Below are 21,880 nucleotides of genomic sequence, written 5' to 3' on the forward strand. Positions count from 1 at the left end.
GCCGCCGCGCCACCCGTTGATCCGCCGCTGCCGGTGGCGCATAGGGTGGCAATGGTTCACCTTTCGTTCGGCGGGCATGACCTGACGCCCCTGCCCCAAGGTGCGATATTCTGGCCCGCGCGGCGCGCCCTGCTGGTCGCCGATCTGCATCTGGAAAAGGCGAGCTGGTTCGCGCGCGCCGGGCAGATGCTGCCGCCGTACGACAGTTTCGTCACACTGGCGGATCTGACCGCGCTGGTGGAAGAGACCGGCGCGCGGGAGGTCTGGTGCCTGGGCGACAGCTTCCACGATCCGGAAGGATGCGCGCGATTGCCGCAGCGGGCGCAGGACATGCTGCGGTCGCTGACCAGCGCGACGCAATGGACGTGGATCACCGGCAATCACGATCCGCACGGCGTTGATCGCTGCGGCGGCGAGGTGATGGACGAGGCGGTGGTGGACGGGCTGGTGCTGCGGCACGAGGCGACGCTGAGCGAGACGCGACCCGAGCTGTCGGGCCACTTTCACCCCAAGCTGCGGATCCGGGTCCGTGGCAAATTGGTGTCGCGACGCTGCTTCGTTGCGGCGAGCCACAAGCTGATCCTGCCGGCCTTCGGCGCACTGACCGGGGGGCTGGACGTCGACCATCCGGAGATCGTGCGGGCGGTAGGGCGTTCGGCACAGGCGCTTATTCCGGTCGAGAACCGCCTTCTTCGCTTTCCGCTGGCGGCGTAAACGGGCCCAGCGCGAAGCGCGCCGGGCTGGCGCCGATCAAGCGGACCAGATCGACCTGGCCGCGCGTGCGCGTCTTGGCGAACAGGCGCTTGGAATAGTTACGCGTCGTTTCGATCGTCAGGTCTAGCTGCGTCGCGGCGTCGGACAGGGTGGCGCCGGCGGCGATTGCGGCCGCCAGGCGCGCCTCGCTGCCGGTGAGGCCGAACAATGCCGCGAGCAGCGCCGGTTGGGCATCATCCCCAGGTCCTGCGTTGAGCGCCATTAGGCCAAGCGCCACGGGGGCGGTGGCGAGCGGCGTCCGGGGCAGATCGAGCGGAATGAGCAGCATCGCCGCGGCCTCCTTTGGCCGCAAACTCACGACCATTGGCCTGCGTTCGGCCACGCAGGCGGCAACGTCGGCCGCTATTGGCCAGAAGGAACCGCCGCGCGCCGCAAAGACCTCCGAGCGCGCAAGCGGGCGTCCATCGGCGCCGAACGACGCCCAGGCGATCCGGCCGGCGGAGACCGCCCGCTCGACCACCGACGCGGTGGTGGCGGCATGATCGAGTGCCGCACGCGTGCGCAGCGCGATCGCGAGATGCGGTGCGAGGCGGGCAAGAAGGGCGCCGTCGGCCGCACTGAAATCGGACTGCGCACGGCGAATCACGAGCACCGCGGCGGCACCGCCGGGTTCATCGACGCGGATCAGCCGCGCGTAGCCGCCTTCCTCCTCCGCATAGACGCGGTGCGCCCGCAAGGCGGTGAGATGATCCTGATCAGGCGGCGGGGCGATTCTAGAGTCGAGCCAGCGCCATTCCCCCTGCCCCGCACGCACCGCCAGCACGGCCTGATCGGCGCGTACGCGGCGCTTCAGTCGCTGGAGGAAGAGCGCGAACGGTGCCTGCTCATGCGCGCCGTCGTGCAGCGGCAACAACAGGTCGGTCTCGTCGGGACGGGTGATCGCCATATAGCCCCACTCCCATATGGGAGGTGCCGTGTCACCCCGGCGCGGCCATGTTGCAGATCAGCCGGATTGGCGTTGCGGGGATTTTTCGATGACGGCGCGGACACTGACCCACCTCGAGCGGCTGGAGGCCGAATCGATCCACATCATGCGCGAGGTGGTGGCGGAGAGTGAGCGGCCGGTGATGCTCTATTCGGTCGGCAAGGATTCGGCGGTCATGCTGCATCTCGCGCGCAAGGCGTTCCACCCTGCCCCGCCGCCGTTCCCGCTGCTGCATGTCGACACGACGTGGAAGTTCAAGGCGATGTACGCGCTGCGCGATCGCATGGCGCGCGAGAGCGGCATGGAGTTGCTGGTCCACCGCAATCCCGAGGCGGAAGCACGCGGGATCAATCCGTTCGATCACGGCCCGCTGCACACCGACATGTGGAAGACGGAAGGGTTGAAGCAGGCGCTGGATCAATATGGCTTCGACGTCGCCTTTGGCGGCGCGCGGCGGGATGAGGAAAAGAGTCGGGCCAAGGAGCGGGTCTTTTCCTTCCGCTCGGCCAACCATCGCTGGGACCCGAAGAACCAGCGCCCCGAGCTCTGGAACCTCTACAACACCCGCAAGGCACGTGGTGAATCGATCCGGGTCTTTCCGATCTCCAATTGGACCGAACTCGATATCTGGCAGTACATCCAGCTGAACGACATTCCGATCGTGCCGCTCTATTTCGCCGAGCGGCGGCCGACCGTCGAGCGCGACGGCATGCTGCTGATGGTCGATGATGATCGCTTTCCGCTGCGCGACGGCGAAGTGCCGGTCGAACGATCGATCCGCTTCCGCACCCTGGGCTGCTATCCGCTGACGGGCGCGGTGGAGAGCGAGGCGGCGACACTGGAAGATGTAATCCAAGAGATGCTGCTGACCACCACCAGCGAACGGCAGGGCCGCGCGATCGACAAGGATGGCGGCGCGGCCAGTATGGAGAAGAAGAAGCAGGAGGGGTATTTCTGATGGCGTCGCAGTCAGTGGCGCCGGCGGCGCCTTCCTATCAGGCGGATCGGCTGATCGCCGACGACATTCATGCCTATCTGGCGCAGCATCAGAACAAGTCGCTGCTGCGCTTCATCACCTGCGGGTCGGTCGACGATGGCAAGTCGACGCTGATCGGGCGGCTGCTGTACGATTCGAAGATGATCTTCGAGGATCAGCTGGCCGCACTGGAACAGGATTCACGCACCGTCGGGACGCAGGGCGACGCAATCGATTTCGCGTTGCTGGTCGATGGGCTGGCGGCAGAGCGCGAACAAGGCATCACGATCGACGTCGCTTACCGTTTCTTCGCGACCGAGAAGCGCAAGTTCATCGTCGCCGACACGCCGGGGCATGAACAATATACCCGCAACATGGTGACAGGTGCCTCCACCGCCGATCTGGCGGTGATCCTGGTCGATGCGCGCAAGGGCGTGCTGACGCAGACCAAGCGGCATTCCTATCTCGCGCATCTGATCGGCATCCGGCACCTGGTGCTGGCGGTGAACAAGATGGACCTGGTCGACTATGACCAGTCGGTGTTCGACGCGATCGTTGCGGATTATCAGGCGTTCGCGACGACCATCGGCATCGATGGGTTTACTGCCATTCCAATCTCGGGCTTTCGTGGCGACAATATCACCGCCGCATCCGACCAGACGCCTTGGTACAGCGGGCCGCCGCTGATCACGCATCTGGAGGCGGTGCCGATCGATGCTGAGGCGGACCAGGCGCGGCCGCTCCGCCTGCCGGTGCAATGGGTCAACCGGCCCAATCTCGATTTCCGGGGGTTCGCCGGGCAGATCGCCTCGGGCGTTGTGCGACCGGGTGATCCGGTACGCATTCTTCCGTCAGGCAAGACGACGACGATTGCGCGGATCGTGACGCTGGACGGTGATCTGGGCGAAGCGGTCGCCGGCCAATCGGTCACGGTGACGTTGGCCGACGAGGTGGATTGTTCGCGCGGCGACGTGATCGCCGCCGCGGGTGATCCGCCGCAAGTTGCCGATCAGTTCGAAGCGACGATCGTCTGGATGGCGGAGGAGGACATGCTGCCCGGCCGCGCCTATTGGCTGAAGCTGGGCACGCAGACGGTCAGCGCGACGGTGCAGGCGCCCAAATATCAGGTCAACGTCAACACGCTAGAGCAGCTGGCGGCCAAGACGCTTGACCTGAATGCGATCGGGGTCGCGAATCTTTCCACCGACAAGCCATTGGTGTTCGAGCCCTACGCCGACAGCCGGACGCTGGGCGGGTTCATCCTGATCGACAAGCTGAGCAATGCCACGGTGGCGGCGGGCATGCTGCACTTCAGCCTCCGTCGATCGCAGAACATCCATTGGCAGCCGACCGACGTCAGCCGCGAGACGCTGGCCGCGCTGAAGAACCAGAAGCCGGTGGTGCTGTGGTTCACCGGTCTTTCCGGAGCGGGCAAATCGACCATCGCCAATGTGGTCGAGAAGAAGCTGGTGCGGATGAACCGTCACACCTTCCTGCTCGATGGCGACAATGTACGCCACGGGTTGAACAAGGACCTGGGCTTCACCGACGCCGACCGGGTGGAGAATATCCGCCGGGTGGGTGAAGTCGCGCGGTTGATGACCGATGCCGGGCTGATCGTCGTCACCGCCTTCATCTCCCCCTTCCGCGCCGAGCGGGAAATGGTGCGCCAGATGATGCAGCCGGGCGAGTTCATCGAAGTGCATATCGACACCCCGCTCGCGGAAGCGGAACGACGCGATGTGAAGGGCCTGTATGCCAAGGCGCGCGCCGGGCAGCTGGCGAACTTCACCGGCATCGACAGCCCCTATGAGCCGCCGGAGGATCCCGAGATCCGCATCGACACGACGGCGATGACGCCCGAAGAAGCAGCGGACCTCATCATTGCCAGGATCATCCCGTGACCAACGCCATGACCGACGCCGCGCTCGCCGCCCACCTTGCCGAGACGGCCGGGCAGATCCTGCTGGCGGTGCGCGGTGCCACGGTGTTCAGCCCGCAGGCGCTGGGCAAGGCAGGCGACCAGACCGCCAATCAGTTCCTTGTCCAGGCGATCCGCCATGCGCGACCCGACGATGGCCTGCTGTCGGAAGAGATGAGCTGTGATGGCGAGCGGCTGACCAAGCGCCGCACCTGGATCGTCGATCCGGTCGACGGGACGCGCGAATATGGCGAGGCGCGGCACGACTGGGCGGTGCATGTCGCGTTGGCGATCGATGGTGTCGCCGCGATCGGGGCGGTGGCGCTGCCCGACGCCGGGCTGGTTCTGCGATCGGATCAGCCGGCGGCGGTCCCTCCCCCGGCGTCCCCGCTACGGATGCTGGTGAGCCGCACCCGGCCCGCGCCCGAGGCGGTGGCGGTGGCCGAGCGGCTTGGCGCGACGCTGGTGCCGATGGGGTCAGCCGGGGCGAAGGCGATGGCCGTGGTGCAGGGGGAAGCGGATATATACCTGCATTCGGGCGGACAATTTGAGTGGGATTCGGCCGCCCCGGTGGCTGTGGCGGCCGCTTATGGCCTGCATTGTTCGCGCATCGACGGCAGCCCGCTGCGGTACAATCAGGAGGATGTGTACCTGCCCGATCTGCTGATCTGCGCCAAGGAACTGGCGGGCGAGGTGCTGGCGCTCGTCCGGGCGACGAAGGCCGCCTGAGCCGGCGCCTCCCCCGCGGCGGGCGGGAGAGGCGCGGGCGCTTACTTCAGATGTTCGGCGAAGAAATCGGCCGTGCGCTGATCCGCGAGATCAGCAGCAGCCGGCGAGCGGCGGTCGCCCATTTCGGTCGCGAAGCCGTGGTCTTCACCCGGATAATCGTACAGCGTGACCTTGGGGTGATCGTCCAGCCCCTCATGCATCTTCTGCTGGGTCGCCTTGTCGACGAAGCCGTCCTCTCCCGCGATGTGGAGAAGAACCGGGTTGGCGATGGCGTGCTTCTCACCCAGCAGGCCGTCGATGCCGACGCCATAATAGCCGACGCTCGCATCGATATCGGTGCGGCAGGCGGTCATGAACGCCAGGCGCCCGCCGAGGCAGTAACCGACCGCGCCGATCTTGCCCGTGCCGCCGAGCAGCGACCGGGTTGCGTGGATGGTCGCTTCGATGTCACGGATGCCAGCGTCCTGATCGAACTGGCCGAACAGGTCGAGTCCGCGCTGCAACTCTTCGGGAATGTCCGGGTTCAGCTCGACGCCCGGCGCGATGCGCCAGAACAGATCGGGCGCGATGGCGAGATAGCCCTGCTCTGCCAGGCGATCGCACTTTTGCCGGATGCCGGGGTTCACGCCGAACACTTCCTGGATGACGATGATGGCGGCCGTCGGCGTGCCGCTGGGATCGGCGCGATATGCCTTGAAGCTGCCCTCATTGTTCAGCGCGGTGATGTCGATCGTCTGATCCATGAAAATCCTTCTCCTTGTGATGCAGCCCGCTCCCGCAGTTGCGACGGCAGCGGCAGAGCGGGCATAGATGGTGCACGGGTGACGCTATCGCTCCCCGCAGCACGGCTCAAGCGGAGGCGGCCATGAAGATCAGCATTGAGGTGGATTGTTCTCCAGAGGAAGCGCGCCGCGCCATGGGGCTGCCGGACCTGTCGCCGCTGCACGATCGCTACGTAGCGTTGTTGCAGCAATCGCTGGAGCAGAAGGCCGTGGCGCCGGAGGTGCTGGAGGGATTGATGCGCAGCTGGGCGCCCATGGGTGAGACGGGGGCCAATTTCTGGCGCAGCATGTTCGAGGCGGGCTCCAAGCCCGGCGGCTGATGGACACGATCTTTGCCGTATCGAGCGGCCGCCCGCCGGCCGCCATCGCCGTGCTGCGGGTCAGCGGGCCGAGCGCCATAGCGGCAGCAACGCCGCTTGCGGGCCCCCTGCCCGCCCCTCGGACCGCGGGATTGCGCACGCTGCGCCATGAAGGGTTGGTGCTGGATCAAGCGCTGGTCCTGGTGTTTCCGGGACCACGGACCGCCACTGGGGAGGATCTGGTCGAGCTGCACCTGCATGGCGGGCGAGCGGTCGTTGCAGCGGTAGAGCGCGCGCTCAGTGAGCAACCGGGACTGCGGCCGGCGGAGGCTGGCGAGTTCACGCGGCGGGCGCTGGCCAATGGTCGGATCGACCTGATCCAGGCGCAGGGGATTGCCGATCTTCTCGAAGCGGAAACCGAGCAGCAGCGGCGGCTGGCGATGGACAGCGCCGATGGTGTGGTCAGCCGATTGGTCGCGCAGTGGATGGCCGAGCTTGCGCGTATCGGCGCGCTGATCGAGGCGACGATCGACTTCGACGATGAGGATGATGTCGAGGCGGTCGATACCGTTCGGATTGATGCGGAAACCAGAGCGCTGGCGGATAAGCTGGCGGGGGTTCTCGCCCGTCCATCGGTCGAGCGATATCGCGATGGTATTCGCATCGTTCTGGTCGGCCCGCCAAATGCGGGCAAATCATCGCTGCTCAACGCGCTGATCGGGCGTGAGGCGGCGATCGTCTCGCCGATTGCCGGGACGACGCGCGACCGGGTTGAGGCGCAGGTCGTTCGTCGTGGGCGGGCCTATACGCTGATCGATACGGCCGGGTTGCGGGAGGAGACGGATGATCCGATCGAGCGGATCGGGATCGAGCGCGCACGCGCCGCGCTGGCTTCGGCGGACATCATCCTGGACCTCGCGGGGACTGAGGACAGCGAACGTGCGATCCGTGTCTTCGCTCAGGCCGACCGCCAGGGCGGCACGCCCACGGGCGCCATACCCACGTCGGTCTATGATCCGGCGACCATTGACGGTCTGTGGGGTGAAATCGAGCGCCGCGGGGATGCTGTGTTGGGCGGTGGAGCGGAGGCGACGTTCCACGTGGAACAGCGCCGCGCGATTGACGCCGCGCACCGCGCGCTTGTCGCTTCACTAAACAGCGACGACTTGCTGTTGCGCGCAGAAGAGGTACGAACGGCAACGCGCGCGCTCGCCGGTCTGCTTGGGGTCGACGCCACCGAGACCATGCTCGATGCACTGTTCGCGCGCTTCTGTGTTGGGAAGTGATGTTTCACGTGGAACAATCCATGGATGTTATCGTCATCGGGGGTGGACACGCCGGGACAGAAGCCGCGGCCGCGGCTGCCCGACGCGGCGCCCGGGTCGCGCTGGTCAGCCATGATCCTGGCAAAATCGGCGCCATGTCGTGCAACCCGTCGATCGGCGGGTTGGGCAAGGGTCATCTTGTTCGCGAGGTAGACGCCTTTGACGGCCTGATGGGACGAGCGGCCGATGCTGCGGCCATCCACCATCGGATGCTCAACCGCAGCAAGGGACTGGCGGTTCAGGGACCGCGAATTCAGGCCGATCGTAAGCTCTACTCCGCCGCCATCCGGACGATGTTGGCGGACCAGGCCGGCGTAACGATCGTTGGTGGCGACGCGGTCGCGCTTCGCCTGGAGGGTGACCGCGTGACCGGCGTTACGCTTGCCGACGGCACGACCATTTCAGCCGGCGCGGTCGTCCTGGCGACCGGCACGTTCCTTGGTGGGCGGATCTTTCGTGGCGAGGTGCAGGAAACCGGTGGTCGCGTCGGGGAGGCGGCAGCACTGCCGCTGGCTACGCAGCTTCGCGAATTGGGGCTGCCGATGGGGCGGCTGAAGACCGGCACCCCTCCCCGCCTTGACGGCCGCACGATCGACTGGGCGCGGCTCGAACCACAGCCATCGGATGTCGATCCCTGGACGATGTCGCCCATGACGCACGGCCGCCGCCTTCCGCAGCTTGCCTGCGCCATCACCCGTACCACCGGTGAAACGCATGCGATCATCGGTGACAATCTGCATCGCTCACCGCTGCAGACCGGTGCGATCGAGGGCCTGGGTCCACGCTATTGCCCGTCGATCGAGGACAAGATCCGGCGCTTTGGCGATCGCGACGGGCATCAGATCTTCCTTGAGCCCGAGGGACTCGATGATGCCACCGTTTATCCCAACGGCATCTCCACCTCGCTCCCGACCGATGTGCAGGACGCGTTCATTCGGAGTGTGCCGGGGCTTGAAGACGTGCGGATCACCATGCACGGCTATGCGGTCGAATATGATCACATCGACCCACGCGCGCTCGACGCCACGTTAGCGCTGCCGCAGCTGAAGGGCCTGTTCATGGCTGGCCAGATCAATGGCACCACCGGCTATGAAGAGGCCGCCGCACAGGGACTGGTGGCGGGGGCCAATGCGGCCGCTGCTGCGCTTGATCTAACGCCTTTCCAGCCGGATCGGACCGCCAGCTATATCGGCGTCATGATCGACGATCTGGTCCTGCAAGGCATCAGCGAACCCTATCGCATGCTGACGGCGCGGGCCGAATATCGTCTTGCACTGCGCGCCGACAATGCCGAGGCGCGGCTGAGCGGGGAAGCGGAGCGGCTGGGGCTGCTGTCCCCACGGCGGCAGCGTCATGTCGCGACACGCATGGCGCAGCGCGCTCAGCTCCGCAGTGGCGAGGTAGACGCAGACGGCGCGATCGACGCTGACCTGATCCGCGAGCATGAGGAGGACGTTCGCTACGCCCCCTATCTCGAACGGCAGGCGGCGGAGATTGCGCGGATGAAGAAGGACGAGAAGATCGTGATCGCCAGCGATGTGGCGCTGGACCGGATTGCCGGCCTGTCGAACGAGATGCGCGAGCGGCTCCGGGCAGCGCGGCCGCGTACGCTGGGTGAGGCATCGCGCGTGCGCGGGGTCACCCCTGCCGCCCTCACCGCCTTGTGGCTTGATGCGAAGGCGGCGCAGCGATGAACGAGGAAGAAGCACGCGCCGCGGTCCGTGCGATCGTTGGTGACGCAGCGATGCCGCGGCTGGAGCGGTTTGCCGATATTGTCCGCGCGGAGAGCGAGCGACAGAATCTGGTCGCCCGGCCGACGCTCGACTCCTTGTGGAACCGGCATTTCCTCGATTCCGCGCAGCTGCTTCCCTTGGCCGATAAGCATGACGGGACGTGGATTGACGTCGGCACGGGCGCGGGTTTCCCAGGCATGGTCGTCGCGCTGGCGAGTGATCGGCCCGTCGTCATGATCGAACCCCGCCGGATGCGGGCAGACTTCTTGCGGGGCGTGATCGAGCAAGAGGGTCTCACAGCGCGCGTCACGGTTCAGCAGGCGAAGGTCGAGCGCGTCGCCGAGCCCAAAGCCGCGGTGATTTCTGCGCGGGCGGTCGCCTCGTTAGCGGAATTGTTGCAATCCACGGCGCATCTGGCGTCGATGAGCACGCTTTACTTGCTACCCAAGGGACAATCGGCCACCACAGAGGTCAAGGAAGCGCAGCGCCGCTTCGCGGGATTGTTCCACGTGGAACAGAGCATCACCGACCCTGCCTCCGGCATCGTCGTCGTGACAAATGTGAAGGAACGGCGATGATCCGCATCGCAGTGGCCAACCAGAAGGGCGGGGTTGGCAAGACAACGTCGGCGATCAATCTGGCGACCGCGCTGGCCGCGACGGGCAAGCGCGTCCTGCTGATCGACCTTGATCCGCAGGGTAACGCCTCGACGGGGCTGGGGATCACTCAGGCGCAGCGCGCTGCATCGAGCTATCATGTGCTGGTGGATCAGGCGCCGGTGGAAAGCGCCGTCGTCGCAACGGGCGTTCCGCGGCTCGACGTGCTGCCGGCGACGGTTGACCTGTCCGGCGCAGAGATCGAACTGGTCGAGCTGGAAAACCGGACTCATCGCCTGCACCGCGCGCTCGACGCAACGCCGCCGCGCTGGGACATTGCGTTGATCGACTGCCCCCCCTCCCTCGGGCTGCTGACGATCAATGCGATGGTGGCGGCGGATTCGCTGCTGGTGCCGTTGCAGTGCGAGTTCTTCGCGCTGGAGGGTCTCAGCCAGCTGTTGACGACCGTCGAGAGGATCCGTGCCAGGTTCAATCCGGCACTGGCGATCATCGGCGTCGCGCTGACGATGTATGATCGGCGTAATCGGCTGACCGAGCAGGTATCGGCGGACGTGCGCGCCGTGCTGGGCAAGGTGGTGTTCGAGACGGTGATCCCGCGCAACGTACGACTGTCCGAAGCGCCCAGCCACGGCCTGCCCGCGCTGATCTACGATCACCGGTGCAGCGGATCGCAAGCCTATATTGCCCTGGCGCGGGAGTTGATTGCCCGGTTGCCGCATGCCAGCGAGGTGGCCGCATGACCGATACCAAGCGCGCCCGCGGCGGGCTGGGCCGGGGTCTGGGGGCCCTGCTCGGCGATATCGCCCGTGATGATTCCCCGACCGCGACCGAGGGCGGGCCGCCCGCGGGCGTGCGAATGATCCCCGTCAGCGCGATCGCCCCCCACCCGGAGCAGCCGCGGCGACATTTCGACGAGGATGCGCTCAACGAACTGGCCGCGTCGATCGCGGAACGCGGCATCATCCAGCCGATCGTGGTGCGGCCACATGGCCATACCTATCAGATTGTCGCGGGTGAGCGGCGCTGGCGCGCGGCGCAGCGTGCACGGCTGCACGAAGTGCCGGTGGTCGTCCGCGACTATACCGACAGTGAAACGCTGCAGATCGCGCTGGTGGAGAATATCCAGCGGCAGAACCTGAATGCCATCGAAGAGGCAGAGGCGTACAGCCGGCTGGTCGACGAATTCGGCCATACACAGGAAGTGCTGGCGCAGACGGTGCACAAGTCGCGCAGCCATGTCGCGAACCTGCTGCGGCTGCTGGACCTGCCAAAGACCGTCCAGGCGCGCGTGGTCGATCGTACGCTGAGCATGGGCCACGCCCGTGCGCTGATCGGCGCGCCTGACCCCGAGGCGCTGGCCGATCAGGTGGTGAACAAGGGGCTGTCGGTACGCCAGACCGAGAAACTGGCGCAATCGGCCAAGCCAGCGACGACGCGCAAGCCCGGCAACCGGGCGAGTGCTGGTGGCTCCTCGGCGAGCGGTGATGCCGATGTGGCCGCGCTGGAGCGGCAATTGGGCGACCTGCTCGGTGTGCGCGTGCGGATCACCTACAGTCCCAATGGCGGGTCGCTGACGATCGATTATTCGACGCTCGATCAACTCGACATGATTTGCCAGCGGTTGAGCGGGGAGCCGATCTGATCCGGTTGGGTAGGCGCCAGCGACGGACTGGCACTGCCCTGCCCCGTGACTAGCCCCGAAGGCGCTGTGCGAGCGTAAGCATCGCCTGGCTGGCGACCACGTCGCCCGCACTGCCGCCGCCCGCCATCACGGCACGCTCGGCCTCGCGTACCAGCACCATCGCCCGCGCGAGCGCCGCAGGCGACCATTGGCGCAACGCCGCGCTGGTGGCCGCCTCTTCCTTGAAGAACACGCGGTGCCGCTTCATCACGCTATCGACGTCATCGCCTCCCGCAACCTCGGCCTTCATTTCGGCGAGTGCAGCCAGCCGACGGGCAAGCGCACGAAGCCAGGGGATTGACGATATCCCGGCCTCGTCAAGCTGACGGAGCGCCTCTCCAAGCTCCGCCGGTCGCCCGGCGACGAGCGCCGCGACCACGTCGCCCATGTCGGCATCGCCGAGGTCAGCACCCACGGCATCGAGCGCGTCCTGCTCGCAGGCGGCGGGACGATCGGGAGCGGCGTCGAGGTACAGGGCGAGTTTCTCGATCTCGCGCGCGATCACCGCCCGGTCACCTCCCCCCGCGGCTGCGAGGCGGCGCGCGACGCCCGCGCCGAGCCGTAACCCGACCTCACGCGCGAGGTCATTGGCGATCGACTCCATCTGATCGGCGCCGGGGACGTAGCAGGCGAGTGCCAGAGCAGCGGGTGAGTCGAGCGCGAGCTTGCTGAGCTTCGAACTGGCCTTCAGCGCGGGGGCGATCATCACCACGGGGTTGGCGACGCGATCGGCTTCCAGCAGCGCGGTAGCGGCCGCCAGGCTCTCCTCGCCAGCGGCGCTGATCCGAATATGACGCGGCGTGCCGAACAGCGACAGCGAGGCGGCTTCGTCGACCAGTCGCGCCGGGTCGCTGCGCAGCGTGGCGCCGTCGAGGTCGATCCGCTCGGCATCCGGGCCGAGCGCGCGGGGAAGCCGGTTGGCGAGCGCGATCGCCCCCGCCTCGTCCGGGCCGAACAGGAGATAGAGCCGGATGTCGGCAGGCGGGCGATCCAGGGCCGCCTTGAGGCGGGCTTCGGTCGCCTTCATTGCTTGGCGGCGTTCTGCCCCACGGACACCGAAATCCGCGTGATGATCTGATCCGCGACCACATCGGCCAAGCGTTCAAGCGCCGTGGCCTCCGCGGCAATCGTGGCATAGTCCGAACCGACGACGTCAATGCCTGCGTCTGAGCCGGCCGTCGCATCGAGCACCACGCCGTCGTTGCCGACCTCCACCAGCTGGTAGCGCGCACGCAGCGTGCGCCGCTCCCGCGCGACCGAATCGTCGCGGCGGATGGCGAGGCCGGTGATCTGGTCGTCGAGCGCGATCTGCAGCCGGTAGCGCGGGCTGGCTGATGCCGGCACGACGCTCATCCGTTCACGCAGCGCATTGGCCAGCAGCCAGCCGGCGCGCCCCTCCATCGGCACGATCTCGATCTCGCCCAGGACCTGTGCGGCCGGGCTGGCGCTGCCGCCGGAGTAGAGCGGCTTGAGGCCGCATCCGCCCAGCATCATGAGCGCCGCAGCGAGGGGCAGCAGCCGCTTCATGCGACGATGTTCACCAGGCGATCGGGCACCACGATCACCTTGCGCGGCGGCTTGCCCTCGAGCAAGCGGGCCACCTTTTCGGAGGCGAGCGCCTGAGCCTCAGCCTCCTCGCGGGCCATGCCCTTGGGGAGCAGGATCGTATCGCGCAGCTTGCCGTTGACCTGAACCGCCACGGTCACCTCGTCATCCACCAGCAGCGCGGGATCGACCACCGGCCAAGCGACGTCGGCGATCAGCCCCTCGCCGCCCTGCGCCGCCCACGCCTCTTCGGCCAAATGCGGCACCATCGGCGAAACGATGCGCAGCAGCGTTGCAACCGCGGCAGTGCGATCCTGCGACGGCTGCGCCTTCTCGATTGCGTTGGCGAGGGTGTAGATGAGCGCCACGGCCTTGTTGAACTGAAGGCCCTCGATGGCGTCCGCAACGCCCTTTACCGTGCGATGCGCGGTTTTGCGCAGGCCGATGTCCTCGCCACCCTCAGCAGCGCTCCCAGTGCCCTCAGAGGCCACCAGACGCCACAGCCGCTGGACGAAGCGCCACGCGCCCTCGATGCCGTTCTCGCTCCACTCCAGGTCGCGCTCCGGCGGCGAATCCGACAGCATGAACCAGCGTACCGCGTCTGCGCCATATTGGTCGACGATCGGTTCGGGATCGACGGTGTTCTTCTTCGACTTGGACATCTTCTCGACGCGGCCGACCGTGACCGGCTGCCCCGTCGATACTTCGATCCCGTCCTCGATCTCGCCCGGCGACAGCCAGCGACCGTCGGAAGACTTGTAGGTCTCGTGCGTCACCATGCCCTGGGTGAACAGGCCGGCGAATGGCTCAGCGAGATCAATCATTCCGACATGCTGCAAGGCGCGCGTCCAGAAACGCGCATAGAGCAGGTGGAGGATCGCATGTTCCACGCCGCCGATATACTGGCCGACCGGCAGCCACTGCTCGGCTACCGCCTTGTCGAACGGCTTGTCGTCCGGCTGGCTGGCGAAGCGGATGAAATACCAGGACGAATCCGCGAACGTGTCGAGCGTGTCGGTCTCGCGCACAGCATCCTTGCCGCACGAGGGGCAGGCCACATGCTTCCACGTGGGATGGCGATCAAGTGGGTTGCCGGGAATCGCGAAGCTGACATCCTCGGGCAGCTTCACCGGCAGCTGATCGAGCGGCACCGGCACGGCGCCGCAGTCGGCGCAATGGATGATCGGGATCGGCGTGCCCCAGTAACGCTGGCGGCTGATGCCCCAGTCGCGCAGGCGGTAGACCGTGGTCCCCTCGCCCCAGCCGCCAGCCTCGGCGCGGACGATCACCTCACGCTTCGCATCCTCGATGTCCATGCCGTCGAGGAAGTGCGAATTCACCAGCGTACCCGGGCCGGTATAGGCCTCCGCCTCGTGGAACTCGGGCGAGTCCTTCGTTCCTTCGGAGACGACGCGGCGGATCGGCAGCTTGTACTTGGTAGCGAATTCGAAATCGCGCTGGTCGTGCGCGGGAACGCCGAACACCGCGCCGACGCCGTAATCCATCAGCACGAAGTTCGCGATGTAGACCGGCAGCTGAATCGTCGGATCGAAAGGATGCGCGGCCTTGTAGCCGGTGTCGAAGCCCTTCTTCTCCTGCGTTTCCAGCTCCGCCGCGGTGGTGCCGCCGCGGCGACATTCCTCGATGAACGCCTGCGCGGCCGGATCGCCAGCGGCGACGGACTGTGCCAGCGGATGATCCGCCGCCACCGCGACGAAGCTGGCGCCGAAGATCGTGTCCGGGCGGGTGGTATAGACCTCCACGACGCCCTCGCCTGTGCCGGCCGCATCGGTCAGCGCGAAGCGGAAGGTGAGCCCCTGGCTCTTGCCGATCCAGTTTTCCTGCATCAGCCGGACCTTTTCCGGCCAGTCCTTCAGGTCAGCGAGACCGGAGAGCAGATCCTCGGCAAAGGCCGTGATCTTCAGGAACCACTGGTTGAGCTTGCGCTTTTCGACCAGCGCGCCCGAGCGCCAGCCGCGCCCGTCGATCACCTGCTCATTGGCGAGCACGGTCATGTCGACCGGATCCCAGTTCACCGCGCTTTCACGGCGATAGACCAGCCCCGCCTCAAGGAAGCGGAGGAAGATCGCCTGTTCGTGGCCGTAATATTCGGGATCGCAGGTGGCGAATTCGCGCGTCCAGTCGAGCGCGAAGCCGAGCCGCTTCAGCTGCGCCTTCATCGTGGCGATATTGTCACGGGTCCAGCCGCCCGGATGCACGCCCTTTTCCATGGCGGCATTTTCCGCCGGCATGCCGAAGGCGTCCCACCCCATCGGGTGGAGCACTTCCATGCCGTTCATGCGGCGGAAGCGGGCGAGAACGTCGCCCATCGTGTAATTGCGCACATGGCCCATGTGGATGCGCCCCGACGGATAGGGGAACATCTCAAGAACATAGCTTTTGGGCTTGGGGGAGGAATCGTCGGCGGCAAAAGTGCGACGCTCATCCCACACCCGCTGCCAGCGGGCGTCGGCGGAAAGCGCGTTGAAACGCTGGCTCATGATGGCTGGATCAGTTCAGCGAGGACGCACGCCGCAAGTCGCGCGCCCGGGTCAGGATGATGTCTTCCAGTTTCTGCGTGGTAGCCGCGGTGACGGGTGCCGCCACCCACTGTCCACCCTGGTTGACCTCCTTCAGCGCCGCGACGCGCACCGCATCGGCGCGCAGGTCCTGGTCGAGGATCGTGACCGTGACCTTCATCCGCTCATTGGGCGTCTGCGGGTTCACATACCAGTCGGTGACGATGACGCCGCCGTTGGAGTCGGTCTGCAGCAGCGGCATGAAGCTGAGCGTGTCGAGCGAGGCGCGCCACAGATAGCTGTTCACGCCGATCGTGGTGACACGGCTGGCAGCAAGATCGGTGGAAACCTTCTGCCGGCCACCGCCACAGCCCACGACGGCAAGGGCAGCGCAAACGACCAGCGCGGAACGCAACGGGCGGAACATGGGCATCGTCCTGATGGAAAACTGGTGACATCGACCTCTACAGAGGCGACCCATTGCCCGCAAGTTCACGGAACCGACGCATCGCCCGGTCCATTCGTCGCGCATAGTGTGGAAAGCGTGCAACACTCGTCCCAAAAGCAACAAGCCAGCATGGCGGCGTGCGAACGAATCGTGTTAGTTGCGTTGCAAGGGTCGGAGGGATTCGTGATCGCTGTTCGTGCGCTAATTGGTGGGTCTGTCGTGGCGCTTGTCGCCTCGGCGCTCGTCGTTGCGCCGGCGATGGGTGCGTCCGAGCTTGATCGCGCCACGACCAAGCGTCCGTCGGCGACCCGTTCGGTGGGTGGCTTTACGCCTGCCGCGGCCGATCCGCGCCTTGCCGCCGCCTTTGCGCGCAGCGGCCTTGCCGATGGCCAGTTCCGTTTCACCCCGTCCGAGAATCGTCAGGGCAACCGCCCGGTGACCGTGGCGGTGCGTGCCCGCTCGACGCAGGTTGCCGATGCCGCGCGGACCACCGCGGCCGCGCCGACCGTCGGCCTGGTGCCGGTCGCCTACAACCTTGGCGTATCGGTGGGCTGGAAGCGGTTCGCCGTGACGGGTGACGTGGCGAAGATCGATCTGGCCGGGCAGCCGGGCAGCCGCGAGGCGGCCGATCTGTCGGTCAGCTATTCGATGCCGCGCTTCACCGGCCGGGTGAAGGCAGCGGCGGATCGTCCGCTGCCGGGCACCGCGACGCAGATGGTCGAGGAAGCGCCGAGCTACTCGCTGGATGTGGGCGGCTCCTATTCGCTGACCCGCAACATCGATCTGACCGCCGGCGTGCGCTACAAGTCGGAACGTGAGCGGCTCGCCCGCTTCAACGACGATCGCCGCGACAGCCAGGCCGTCTACCTGGGCACCGCCTTCCGCTTCTGACGATCGCGCGGCGTGGGTTACGTCGCGATGACTCGCTGATCAGTCCAGCCAGGCGTCGATCGCCGCCCAGCCATCGAAATTTGCGCTTTGTCGGAAACGGCGCGCGTCCATGCCGCCAAGCGCGATCCGCCGCATCGGCAAGGCGCGGGCGAGCGCTGCCGCACGCGCCATCCCCAACCCCCGCCCGCCCGGGTGGGAGCGCGTGGCGAAGACCGGCGATACGAAGGCGATTGCAGCGCCAGCGCGGCGCGCGGCGCGTGCATCGTGCCGATCATGGACCGGCCAGGTGACGAACGCCCGGGACGCGCCGCGATGCACCCCCATCTCGCCCGGCAATGCCACCTCGCCGGCGCGCACCAGTACAAGCCCGCGCGACCGCGCCAGCCGCAGCAGGCGGGCGAACAGCCGCCGCCGCTGCGCCAGCGGGGTGCGATGATGGCGAAAGACGATCCCTGCCCCGCGCGGCAGGCGTTGGACGGCGTGCCACAGCCGCTTCCCCATCCGCTCGTCCGTCATCAACCAGATGCTGGGAATCGGCCGGGTGGTCGGGACAGGCTGGCGGCGCGGCATCCGCCTGCCTATAGCGCGGGCGATGCACGCCGACGACCGTCTCGCCGCGATCACCACCCGCATCGCGCACGCCGCCAAGCTCGCCCGCCGCAGGGCGAGCGATGTGACGCTGATCGCCGTTTCCAAGACGCATGGGGCCGAGGCCATCGTGCCACTGCTGGAGGCCGGCCAGCGCCATTTCGGTGAGAACAGGGTGCAGGAGGCGGCCGCCAAATGGCCGGCGCTGCGCGAGCAATTTCCCGACGTCACGCTGCACCTGATCGGCCAGCTGCAATCGAACAAGGCGGCCGATGCCGTGGCGCTGGCCGACGTGATCCACGCCGTCGATCGGCCCTCACTGGTCGGCGCGCTGGGCCGCGCGATGGATGCGCAGGATCGTCGTCTGCCCTGCTTCGTTCAGGTGAATATCGGCGAGGAGCCGCAAAAGGGCGGGTGCGCGATCGACGACCTGCCCGCGCTGCTTGCCGAGGCGCGGCAGGCGGACCTGCCGGTCGCCGGGTTGATGTGCATTCCCCCGATCGGGGTCGATGCCGCGCCTTATTTCGCGCTCTTGGCGAAGCTGGCGCGTGAGGAAGGACTAACGGGCCTCAGCATGGGGATGTCGGATGATTTCGAGACGGCGGTGATGATCGGCGCCACACATGTGCGCATCGGGTCGGCACTGTTCGGCGCTCGCACCCAGCCGGAGGCGGCCGCATGATCGATTTTGACGCGCTGCTTTTCGATTTCGATGGCGTGCTGATCGAGAGCGAGTTTCTCGGCAACAAGCATATCGCCGACTTCCTGACCGCAAACGGCCATCCGATCACGCCGGAGGAATCGATGGCCCGCTTCATGGGGCTGGCCGGCCAGGACTTCCTCAACCGTGTGGAGGATTTCATCGGCGGCCCGCTGCCCGCCAATTGGAACGAGGCGCGTCTGGCCGAGAATGAGCGCGTCCTGCTGGAAGGCGTCGAAGAGGTCGTGGGGGCGGTTGCCTTTGTTCGATCGCTGCCGGCCGACCTGCCCAAGGCGGTTGTCTCGTCCAGCTCGACACGGTGGATCAGCACGCACCTGCGCCACCTGGGGCTGGAAGACGTGTTCGGCGATCATCTATATTCCGGGGGAGAGCATGTCGCCCGCGGCAAGCCGGCGCCCGACCTGTATTTGCATGGCGCGGCGCAGCTGGGCGTGCCGATCGAACGCTGCGTGATCCTGGAGGATTCGCCCGTTGGCGCGACCGGCGCGGTCGCCAGCGGTGCACATGTGATTGGCCTGTGCGCCGGCAGCCATTGCGCGCTTGGGCATGACGAGCGGCTGCGCAAGATTGGCGTCCACACGATCGCGCACGATTTCGAGGGCGTCCGCCGCGTGCTCGGCCTGCCGGCGAGCGCGTAAGCCCGCCAGCACCGCGGCGCGCCTACGCCGTATCGGTCAGAGCTGGTGGCCAGTCCGGTCGCGCTTGGTGGCGAGGTAATGTTCGTTGTGCGGGTTGGTCGGCAGGAAATGCGGCACCCGCTCGACCACCTTGATGCCATGCGCCTCCAGCCCCTGCACCTTGCCGGGGTTGTTGGTCAGCAGCCGGATCTCGCGCTGGCCGAGCAGGTCGAGCATCCGCGCCGCGACACCGAAATCACGCGCGTCAATCGCGAAGCCGAGGCGGGTATTGGCGTCGACCGTGTCGAAGCCCTGATCCTGCAGCGCATAGGCGCGCAGCTTGTTGACGAGGCCGATTCCCCGCCCCTCCTGCCGCAGGTACAAGAGGATGCCCCAGCCGGCCTGGGCGATCACCTTCAACGCGGCGTCGAGCTGTGGCCCGCAATCGCATTTCAGGCTGCCCAGCGCGTCGCCAGTCAGGCATTCGCTGTGCAGCCGCACCAGCGGCGGCTGACCGTTGGGCGCGCCGATCAGCAGCGCGACGTGTTCGCCCGGTCCCTCCGGTGTGCGGAAGGCGACGATCTCCGCATCCTCGGCATGGGCGACCGGCAGACGCGCGCGCGCGGCGATGCCGAGGCGTATCGCGTCCTCGTGCGCATCGATATCTGCTGCGGTCAGCGTGACCTCGGCCGGGCCATCCGGGCGGACGAAGAAGGCCGGCAGCATCCCCGCGACCCGCGCGAGCCGCAGCGCCGCGCGTGCATCGTCGGGGGAGACCACCTCGATCGCACGGAACGGCCCTTTCAGCGGCGTCGCGAGATCAAGCTGAGGATCGGCCAGCGCGGTCCCGCCGGCAAAATCGATCCACGGCGCACGATCGACCAGCACCGGCGCGTCGGGCACGGCAGCCTCGCGCTGATTGGCGAGCTTCAGCGTCTCCGCACGGCCAGCGGAGAGCAGCACGGGCGCGTCAGCCGTGGGATCGAAGGCCTCCAGCCGCAGCGCGTCGGCAGTTTCGATCGGCAGAAGCGCAAGCGCACCGATACGGATCGGCCACCCGCGTCGGAGGGCGTCAATCGCCCGCGCCGCCGCCTTGGAATCGGGCTGGCGCGCGCCGGTCAAAAGTCGAACTCCGTCATGATCGGTACGTGATCGGAAGGCTTGAGCCAGCTGCGGCACGCCTCGAACACCTGATGCGATCGTGCCGCCTCAGCCACGTCGCTGGTCGCCCACATGTGATCGAGGCGCCGGCCGCGATCATTCTTGGTCCAGTCGGGCGAGCGATAGCTCCACCAGGTATGGAGCCGCGCCGGGGCGGGGTAGAAATGCCGGCCAAGATCGACCCAGCTGTTGGATTGCTGCAGCCGGCCGAGCGCCTCGACCTCCACCGGGGTATGGCTGACCACCTTGAGCAATGCCTTGTGGCTCCACACGTCGGACGGCAGCGGCGCGATGTTGAAATCGCCGGTCAGGATAGTTGGGCAGTTGAGCGAGGCGGACCATTCGGTCATGCGCTGCACGAAATCGAGCTTCTGCCCGAACTTCGGGTTCACCTCCCGGTCGGGTACGTCGCCGCCGGCCGGCACATAGACATTTTCCAGCCGTACCCCGTTAGGCAAGCGAACGCCGATATGCCGGGCCTCGCGATTGGCCTGCCAATCGAAACGATCGTCTTCGGCCAGCGGCACGCGGCTGATGATCGCGACGCCGTGATGCATCCGCTGCCCGTGGATCAGGACATGATCATAGCCCAGCGCGCGGAAGCTGGCGGCGGGGAAATCCGCATCGATGACCTTGGTTTCCTGAAGGCACAGGATGTCGGGCGCCGCCTCCCGAAGGAATTGCTCGACAATGTCGAGGCGGAAGCGAACCGAATTGATGTTCCAGCTGACGATCTTCACGCCAGTGGCTGTAGCGGGAGGCTGCGCCGCTCACAACCGATCGGCCGATACCCCGTAGCGCGCCGCGAGAGTAGAACCCGCGGAAAAGGAAAGGCCCTCGCTCCGGGGGCATGGAGCGAGGGCCGACCTGGCGTTCGTCACGCAGGGGGAGTGTGGAACATTGTCCGGGCAACAGGGGGAAAATCCCGGATCGCCCCACATCCGCACCTCATGTTCTAGAATCACATACCTGTCGCCTAGATGAACGGAATCTATCTAAATCAATCAGCTGCGCGGGCTGGTCCTCCGTGGATCGTTCCAGCGGAACGTTCCATCGCTCACCGGCACGTTGAAGCGCTGATTATCGAGCCGGATGGTCGTGCGATTACCCTGGCTGTCGAGCGTCACCCAGCCCTGCAGCATGAGCCCACCCGGGGCTGACGCGTCGCGCGCGAAGACCATGGTGATACGACCATATTCAGGGTGTTTGGGGTCATAGCCCTCCACCGACAGCACGCGGGGGTCCGCGCCCGGGATCACCTTGGCATAACGGCTGATATCGCGATCCGGGTTGATCAGCACGCCGAGCGGCGAATTGGTGATCGGCCAGCGCTGCACCTGACGCACCGAATAGTCGATGAAGGTCAGCGCCTTACCGTCGCCGACGACCAGGATCGGTACGCTCTTTTCATATTGGAAGCGGATCTTGCCCGGCTTCTTGAGCGACAGCGTGCCGGTCACCGTCTTGCCGGCGCGGTCGGTCTGCGTGAAATTCGCCGTCATCGTGTTGACCGCGCGCAGATGGTTCTGGACCTGCGCCAGATCACCCGATTGCGCGGCTGCGGGCGCAGCGATGACGACCGCAACAGCAAATGGCACCACAAATTTCACCATGACTCTCCCGTTGGT

Annotated in this window: 23 protein-coding genes; 13 read left to right on the forward strand and 10 right to left on the reverse strand. The window is 66.6% G+C overall.

Translation table 11 applies throughout. The features are described from left to right. The first annotated feature begins 51 nt into the window (after window positions 1–51). Window positions 52–714, forward strand: a complete 663-nt coding sequence (gene pdeM / locus XM50_RS11010) for a ligase-associated DNA damage response endonuclease PdeM (RefSeq protein WP_046409411.1) — start codon at window positions 52–54, stop codon at window positions 712–714. Here the strand turns inward: pdeM and XM50_RS11015 are convergent. Beyond that, window positions 668–1,660: a hypothetical protein gene (locus tag XM50_RS11015; RefSeq protein WP_046409413.1), complete on the reverse strand. Its 993-nt coding sequence runs from the start codon at window positions 1,658–1,660 to the stop codon at window positions 668–670. The two genes, pdeM and XM50_RS11015, sit on opposite strands and share 47 nt — an antisense overlap. A gap of 88 nt (window positions 1,661–1,748) precedes the next feature. Between XM50_RS11015 and cysD the strand changes: the two genes are divergently transcribed. From cysD to XM50_RS11030, 3 genes are read left to right on the forward strand one after another with little or no spacing between them, the layout of a single operon-like run. Further along, window positions 1,749–2,657 carry a sulfate adenylyltransferase subunit CysD gene (gene cysD, locus XM50_RS11020; RefSeq protein WP_046409415.1) on the forward strand — a complete coding sequence of 303 codons (909 nt, stop codon included), beginning with the start codon at window positions 1,749–1,751 and terminating at the stop codon, window positions 2,655–2,657. Further along, complete coding sequence (gene cysN / locus XM50_RS11025; RefSeq protein WP_046409417.1) at window positions 2,657–4,579, forward strand: sulfate adenylyltransferase subunit CysN; 1,923 nt, start codon at window positions 2,657–2,659, stop codon at window positions 4,577–4,579. Before cysD ends, cysN begins: the two co-directional genes overlap by 1 nt. 8 nt (window positions 4,580–4,587) lie before the next feature. Continuing rightward, window positions 4,588–5,325 carry a 3'(2'),5'-bisphosphate nucleotidase CysQ gene (locus XM50_RS11030; protein WP_046409647.1) on the forward strand — a complete coding sequence of 246 codons (738 nt, stop codon included), beginning with the start codon at window positions 4,588–4,590 and terminating at the stop codon, window positions 5,323–5,325. Between the two features lie 41 nt (window positions 5,326–5,366). Here XM50_RS11030 and XM50_RS11035 read toward each other — a convergent pair whose 3' ends face one another. Continuing rightward, window positions 5,367–6,068 (reverse strand): dienelactone hydrolase family protein, encoded by a 702-nt coding sequence (locus XM50_RS11035; protein WP_046409419.1) that lies wholly within the window; start codon window positions 6,066–6,068, stop codon window positions 5,367–5,369. A 122-nt stretch (window positions 6,069–6,190) separates the two neighbouring features. Between XM50_RS11035 and XM50_RS11040 the strand changes: the two genes are divergently transcribed. The 6 genes from XM50_RS11040 to XM50_RS11065 are packed head-to-tail and all read left to right on the forward strand — an operon-like array spanning window position 6,191 to window position 11,723. Further along, window positions 6,191–6,427, forward strand: a complete 237-nt coding sequence (locus tag XM50_RS11040; protein WP_046409420.1) for a DUF6489 family protein — start codon at window positions 6,191–6,193, stop codon at window positions 6,425–6,427. Next, entirely contained in the window at window positions 6,424–7,692 is a 1,269-nt protein-coding gene (gene mnmE, locus XM50_RS11045) for a tRNA uridine-5-carboxymethylaminomethyl(34) synthesis GTPase MnmE (RefSeq protein ID WP_443024659.1), read from the forward strand. Before XM50_RS11040 ends, mnmE begins: the two co-directional genes overlap by 4 nt. 20 nt (window positions 7,693–7,712) lie before the next feature. Further along, window positions 7,713–9,425, forward strand: coding sequence for a tRNA uridine-5-carboxymethylaminomethyl(34) synthesis enzyme MnmG (gene mnmG, locus XM50_RS11050; RefSeq protein ID WP_231621946.1), 1,713 nt, complete (start codon window positions 7,713–7,715; stop codon window positions 9,423–9,425). Beyond that, the gene (gene rsmG, locus XM50_RS11055) at window positions 9,422–10,042 is read left to right on the forward strand and encodes a 16S rRNA (guanine(527)-N(7))-methyltransferase RsmG (RefSeq protein ID WP_046409426.1); all 621 of its coding nucleotides are present in this window, start codon (window positions 9,422–9,424) and stop codon (window positions 10,040–10,042) included. Before mnmG ends, rsmG begins: the two co-directional genes overlap by 4 nt. Then, complete coding sequence (locus XM50_RS11060; RefSeq protein ID WP_046409428.1) at window positions 10,039–10,821, forward strand: ParA family protein; 783 nt, start codon at window positions 10,039–10,041, stop codon at window positions 10,819–10,821. The genes rsmG and XM50_RS11060 overlap by 4 nt, the downstream gene beginning before the upstream one ends. Then, on the forward strand, window positions 10,818–11,723 hold the full coding sequence (locus XM50_RS11065) for a ParB/RepB/Spo0J family partition protein (protein WP_046409430.1): 906 nt from the start codon (window positions 10,818–10,820) through the stop codon (window positions 11,721–11,723). Before XM50_RS11060 ends, XM50_RS11065 begins: the two co-directional genes overlap by 4 nt. 49 nt (window positions 11,724–11,772) lie before the next feature. Here XM50_RS11065 and holA read toward each other — a convergent pair whose 3' ends face one another. From holA to XM50_RS11085, 4 genes are read right to left on the reverse strand one after another with little or no spacing between them, the layout of a single operon-like run. Then, on the reverse strand, window positions 11,773–12,789 hold the full coding sequence (gene holA / locus XM50_RS11070; RefSeq protein WP_046409432.1) for a DNA polymerase III subunit delta: 1,017 nt from the start codon (window positions 12,787–12,789) through the stop codon (window positions 11,773–11,775). Next, on the reverse strand, window positions 12,786–13,289 hold the full coding sequence (gene lptE, locus XM50_RS11075; RefSeq protein ID WP_046409434.1) for an LPS assembly lipoprotein LptE: 504 nt from the start codon (window positions 13,287–13,289) through the stop codon (window positions 12,786–12,788). The genes holA and lptE overlap by 4 nt, the downstream gene beginning before the upstream one ends. Beyond that, window positions 13,286–15,808 (reverse strand): leucine--tRNA ligase, encoded by a 2,523-nt coding sequence (gene leuS, locus XM50_RS11080; protein WP_046409436.1) that lies wholly within the window; start codon window positions 15,806–15,808, stop codon window positions 13,286–13,288. Before leuS ends, lptE begins: the two co-directional genes overlap by 4 nt. Before the next feature lie 10 nt (window positions 15,809–15,818). After that, window positions 15,819–16,253 (reverse strand): DUF3576 domain-containing protein, encoded by a 435-nt coding sequence (locus XM50_RS11085; RefSeq protein WP_046409438.1) that lies wholly within the window; start codon window positions 16,251–16,253, stop codon window positions 15,819–15,821. A gap of 204 nt (window positions 16,254–16,457) precedes the next feature. Between XM50_RS11085 and XM50_RS11090 the strand changes: the two genes are divergently transcribed. Then, on the forward strand, window positions 16,458–17,165 hold the full coding sequence (locus XM50_RS11090) for a porin (RefSeq protein WP_231621947.1): 708 nt from the start codon (window positions 16,458–16,460) through the stop codon (window positions 17,163–17,165). Between the two features lie 39 nt (window positions 17,166–17,204). On the opposite strand, the gene XM50_RS11095 is transcribed toward XM50_RS11090, so the two are convergent. Further along, entirely contained in the window at window positions 17,205–17,681 is a 477-nt protein-coding gene (locus XM50_RS11095; RefSeq protein ID WP_156167240.1) for a thiamine phosphate synthase, read from the reverse strand. A gap of 76 nt (window positions 17,682–17,757) precedes the next feature. Here XM50_RS11095 and XM50_RS11100 point away from each other — a divergent pair, with 76 nt between their 5' ends. Then, complete coding sequence (locus XM50_RS11100; RefSeq protein ID WP_046409442.1) at window positions 17,758–18,435, forward strand: YggS family pyridoxal phosphate-dependent enzyme; 678 nt, start codon at window positions 17,758–17,760, stop codon at window positions 18,433–18,435. Beyond that, window positions 18,432–19,112, forward strand: coding sequence for an HAD family hydrolase (locus tag XM50_RS11105; protein ID WP_082102992.1), 681 nt, complete (start codon window positions 18,432–18,434; stop codon window positions 19,110–19,112). The genes XM50_RS11100 and XM50_RS11105 overlap by 4 nt, the downstream gene beginning before the upstream one ends. 36 nt (window positions 19,113–19,148) lie before the next feature. Here XM50_RS11105 and ribA read toward each other — a convergent pair whose 3' ends face one another. The 3 genes from ribA to XM50_RS11120 form a co-directional block, all read right to left on the reverse strand. Next, window positions 19,149–20,213, reverse strand: coding sequence for a GTP cyclohydrolase II (gene ribA / locus XM50_RS11110; protein ID WP_046409443.1), 1,065 nt, complete (start codon window positions 20,211–20,213; stop codon window positions 19,149–19,151). Next, window positions 20,210–20,992 (reverse strand): exodeoxyribonuclease III, encoded by a 783-nt coding sequence (locus XM50_RS11115; RefSeq protein WP_046409446.1) that lies wholly within the window; start codon window positions 20,990–20,992, stop codon window positions 20,210–20,212. Before XM50_RS11115 ends, ribA begins: the two co-directional genes overlap by 4 nt. A 264-nt stretch (window positions 20,993–21,256) precedes the next feature. Next, window positions 21,257–21,865, reverse strand: coding sequence for a LolA family protein (locus XM50_RS11120; protein WP_046409447.1), 609 nt, complete (start codon window positions 21,863–21,865; stop codon window positions 21,257–21,259). Window positions 21,866–21,880: the final 15 nt, after the last annotated feature.

Origin of the sequence: Sphingomonas sp. Ag1, from assembly GCF_000980895.1 — a bacterium.
Lineage (GTDB): Bacteria > Pseudomonadota > Alphaproteobacteria > Sphingomonadales > Sphingomonadaceae > Sphingomonas > Sphingomonas panaciterrae.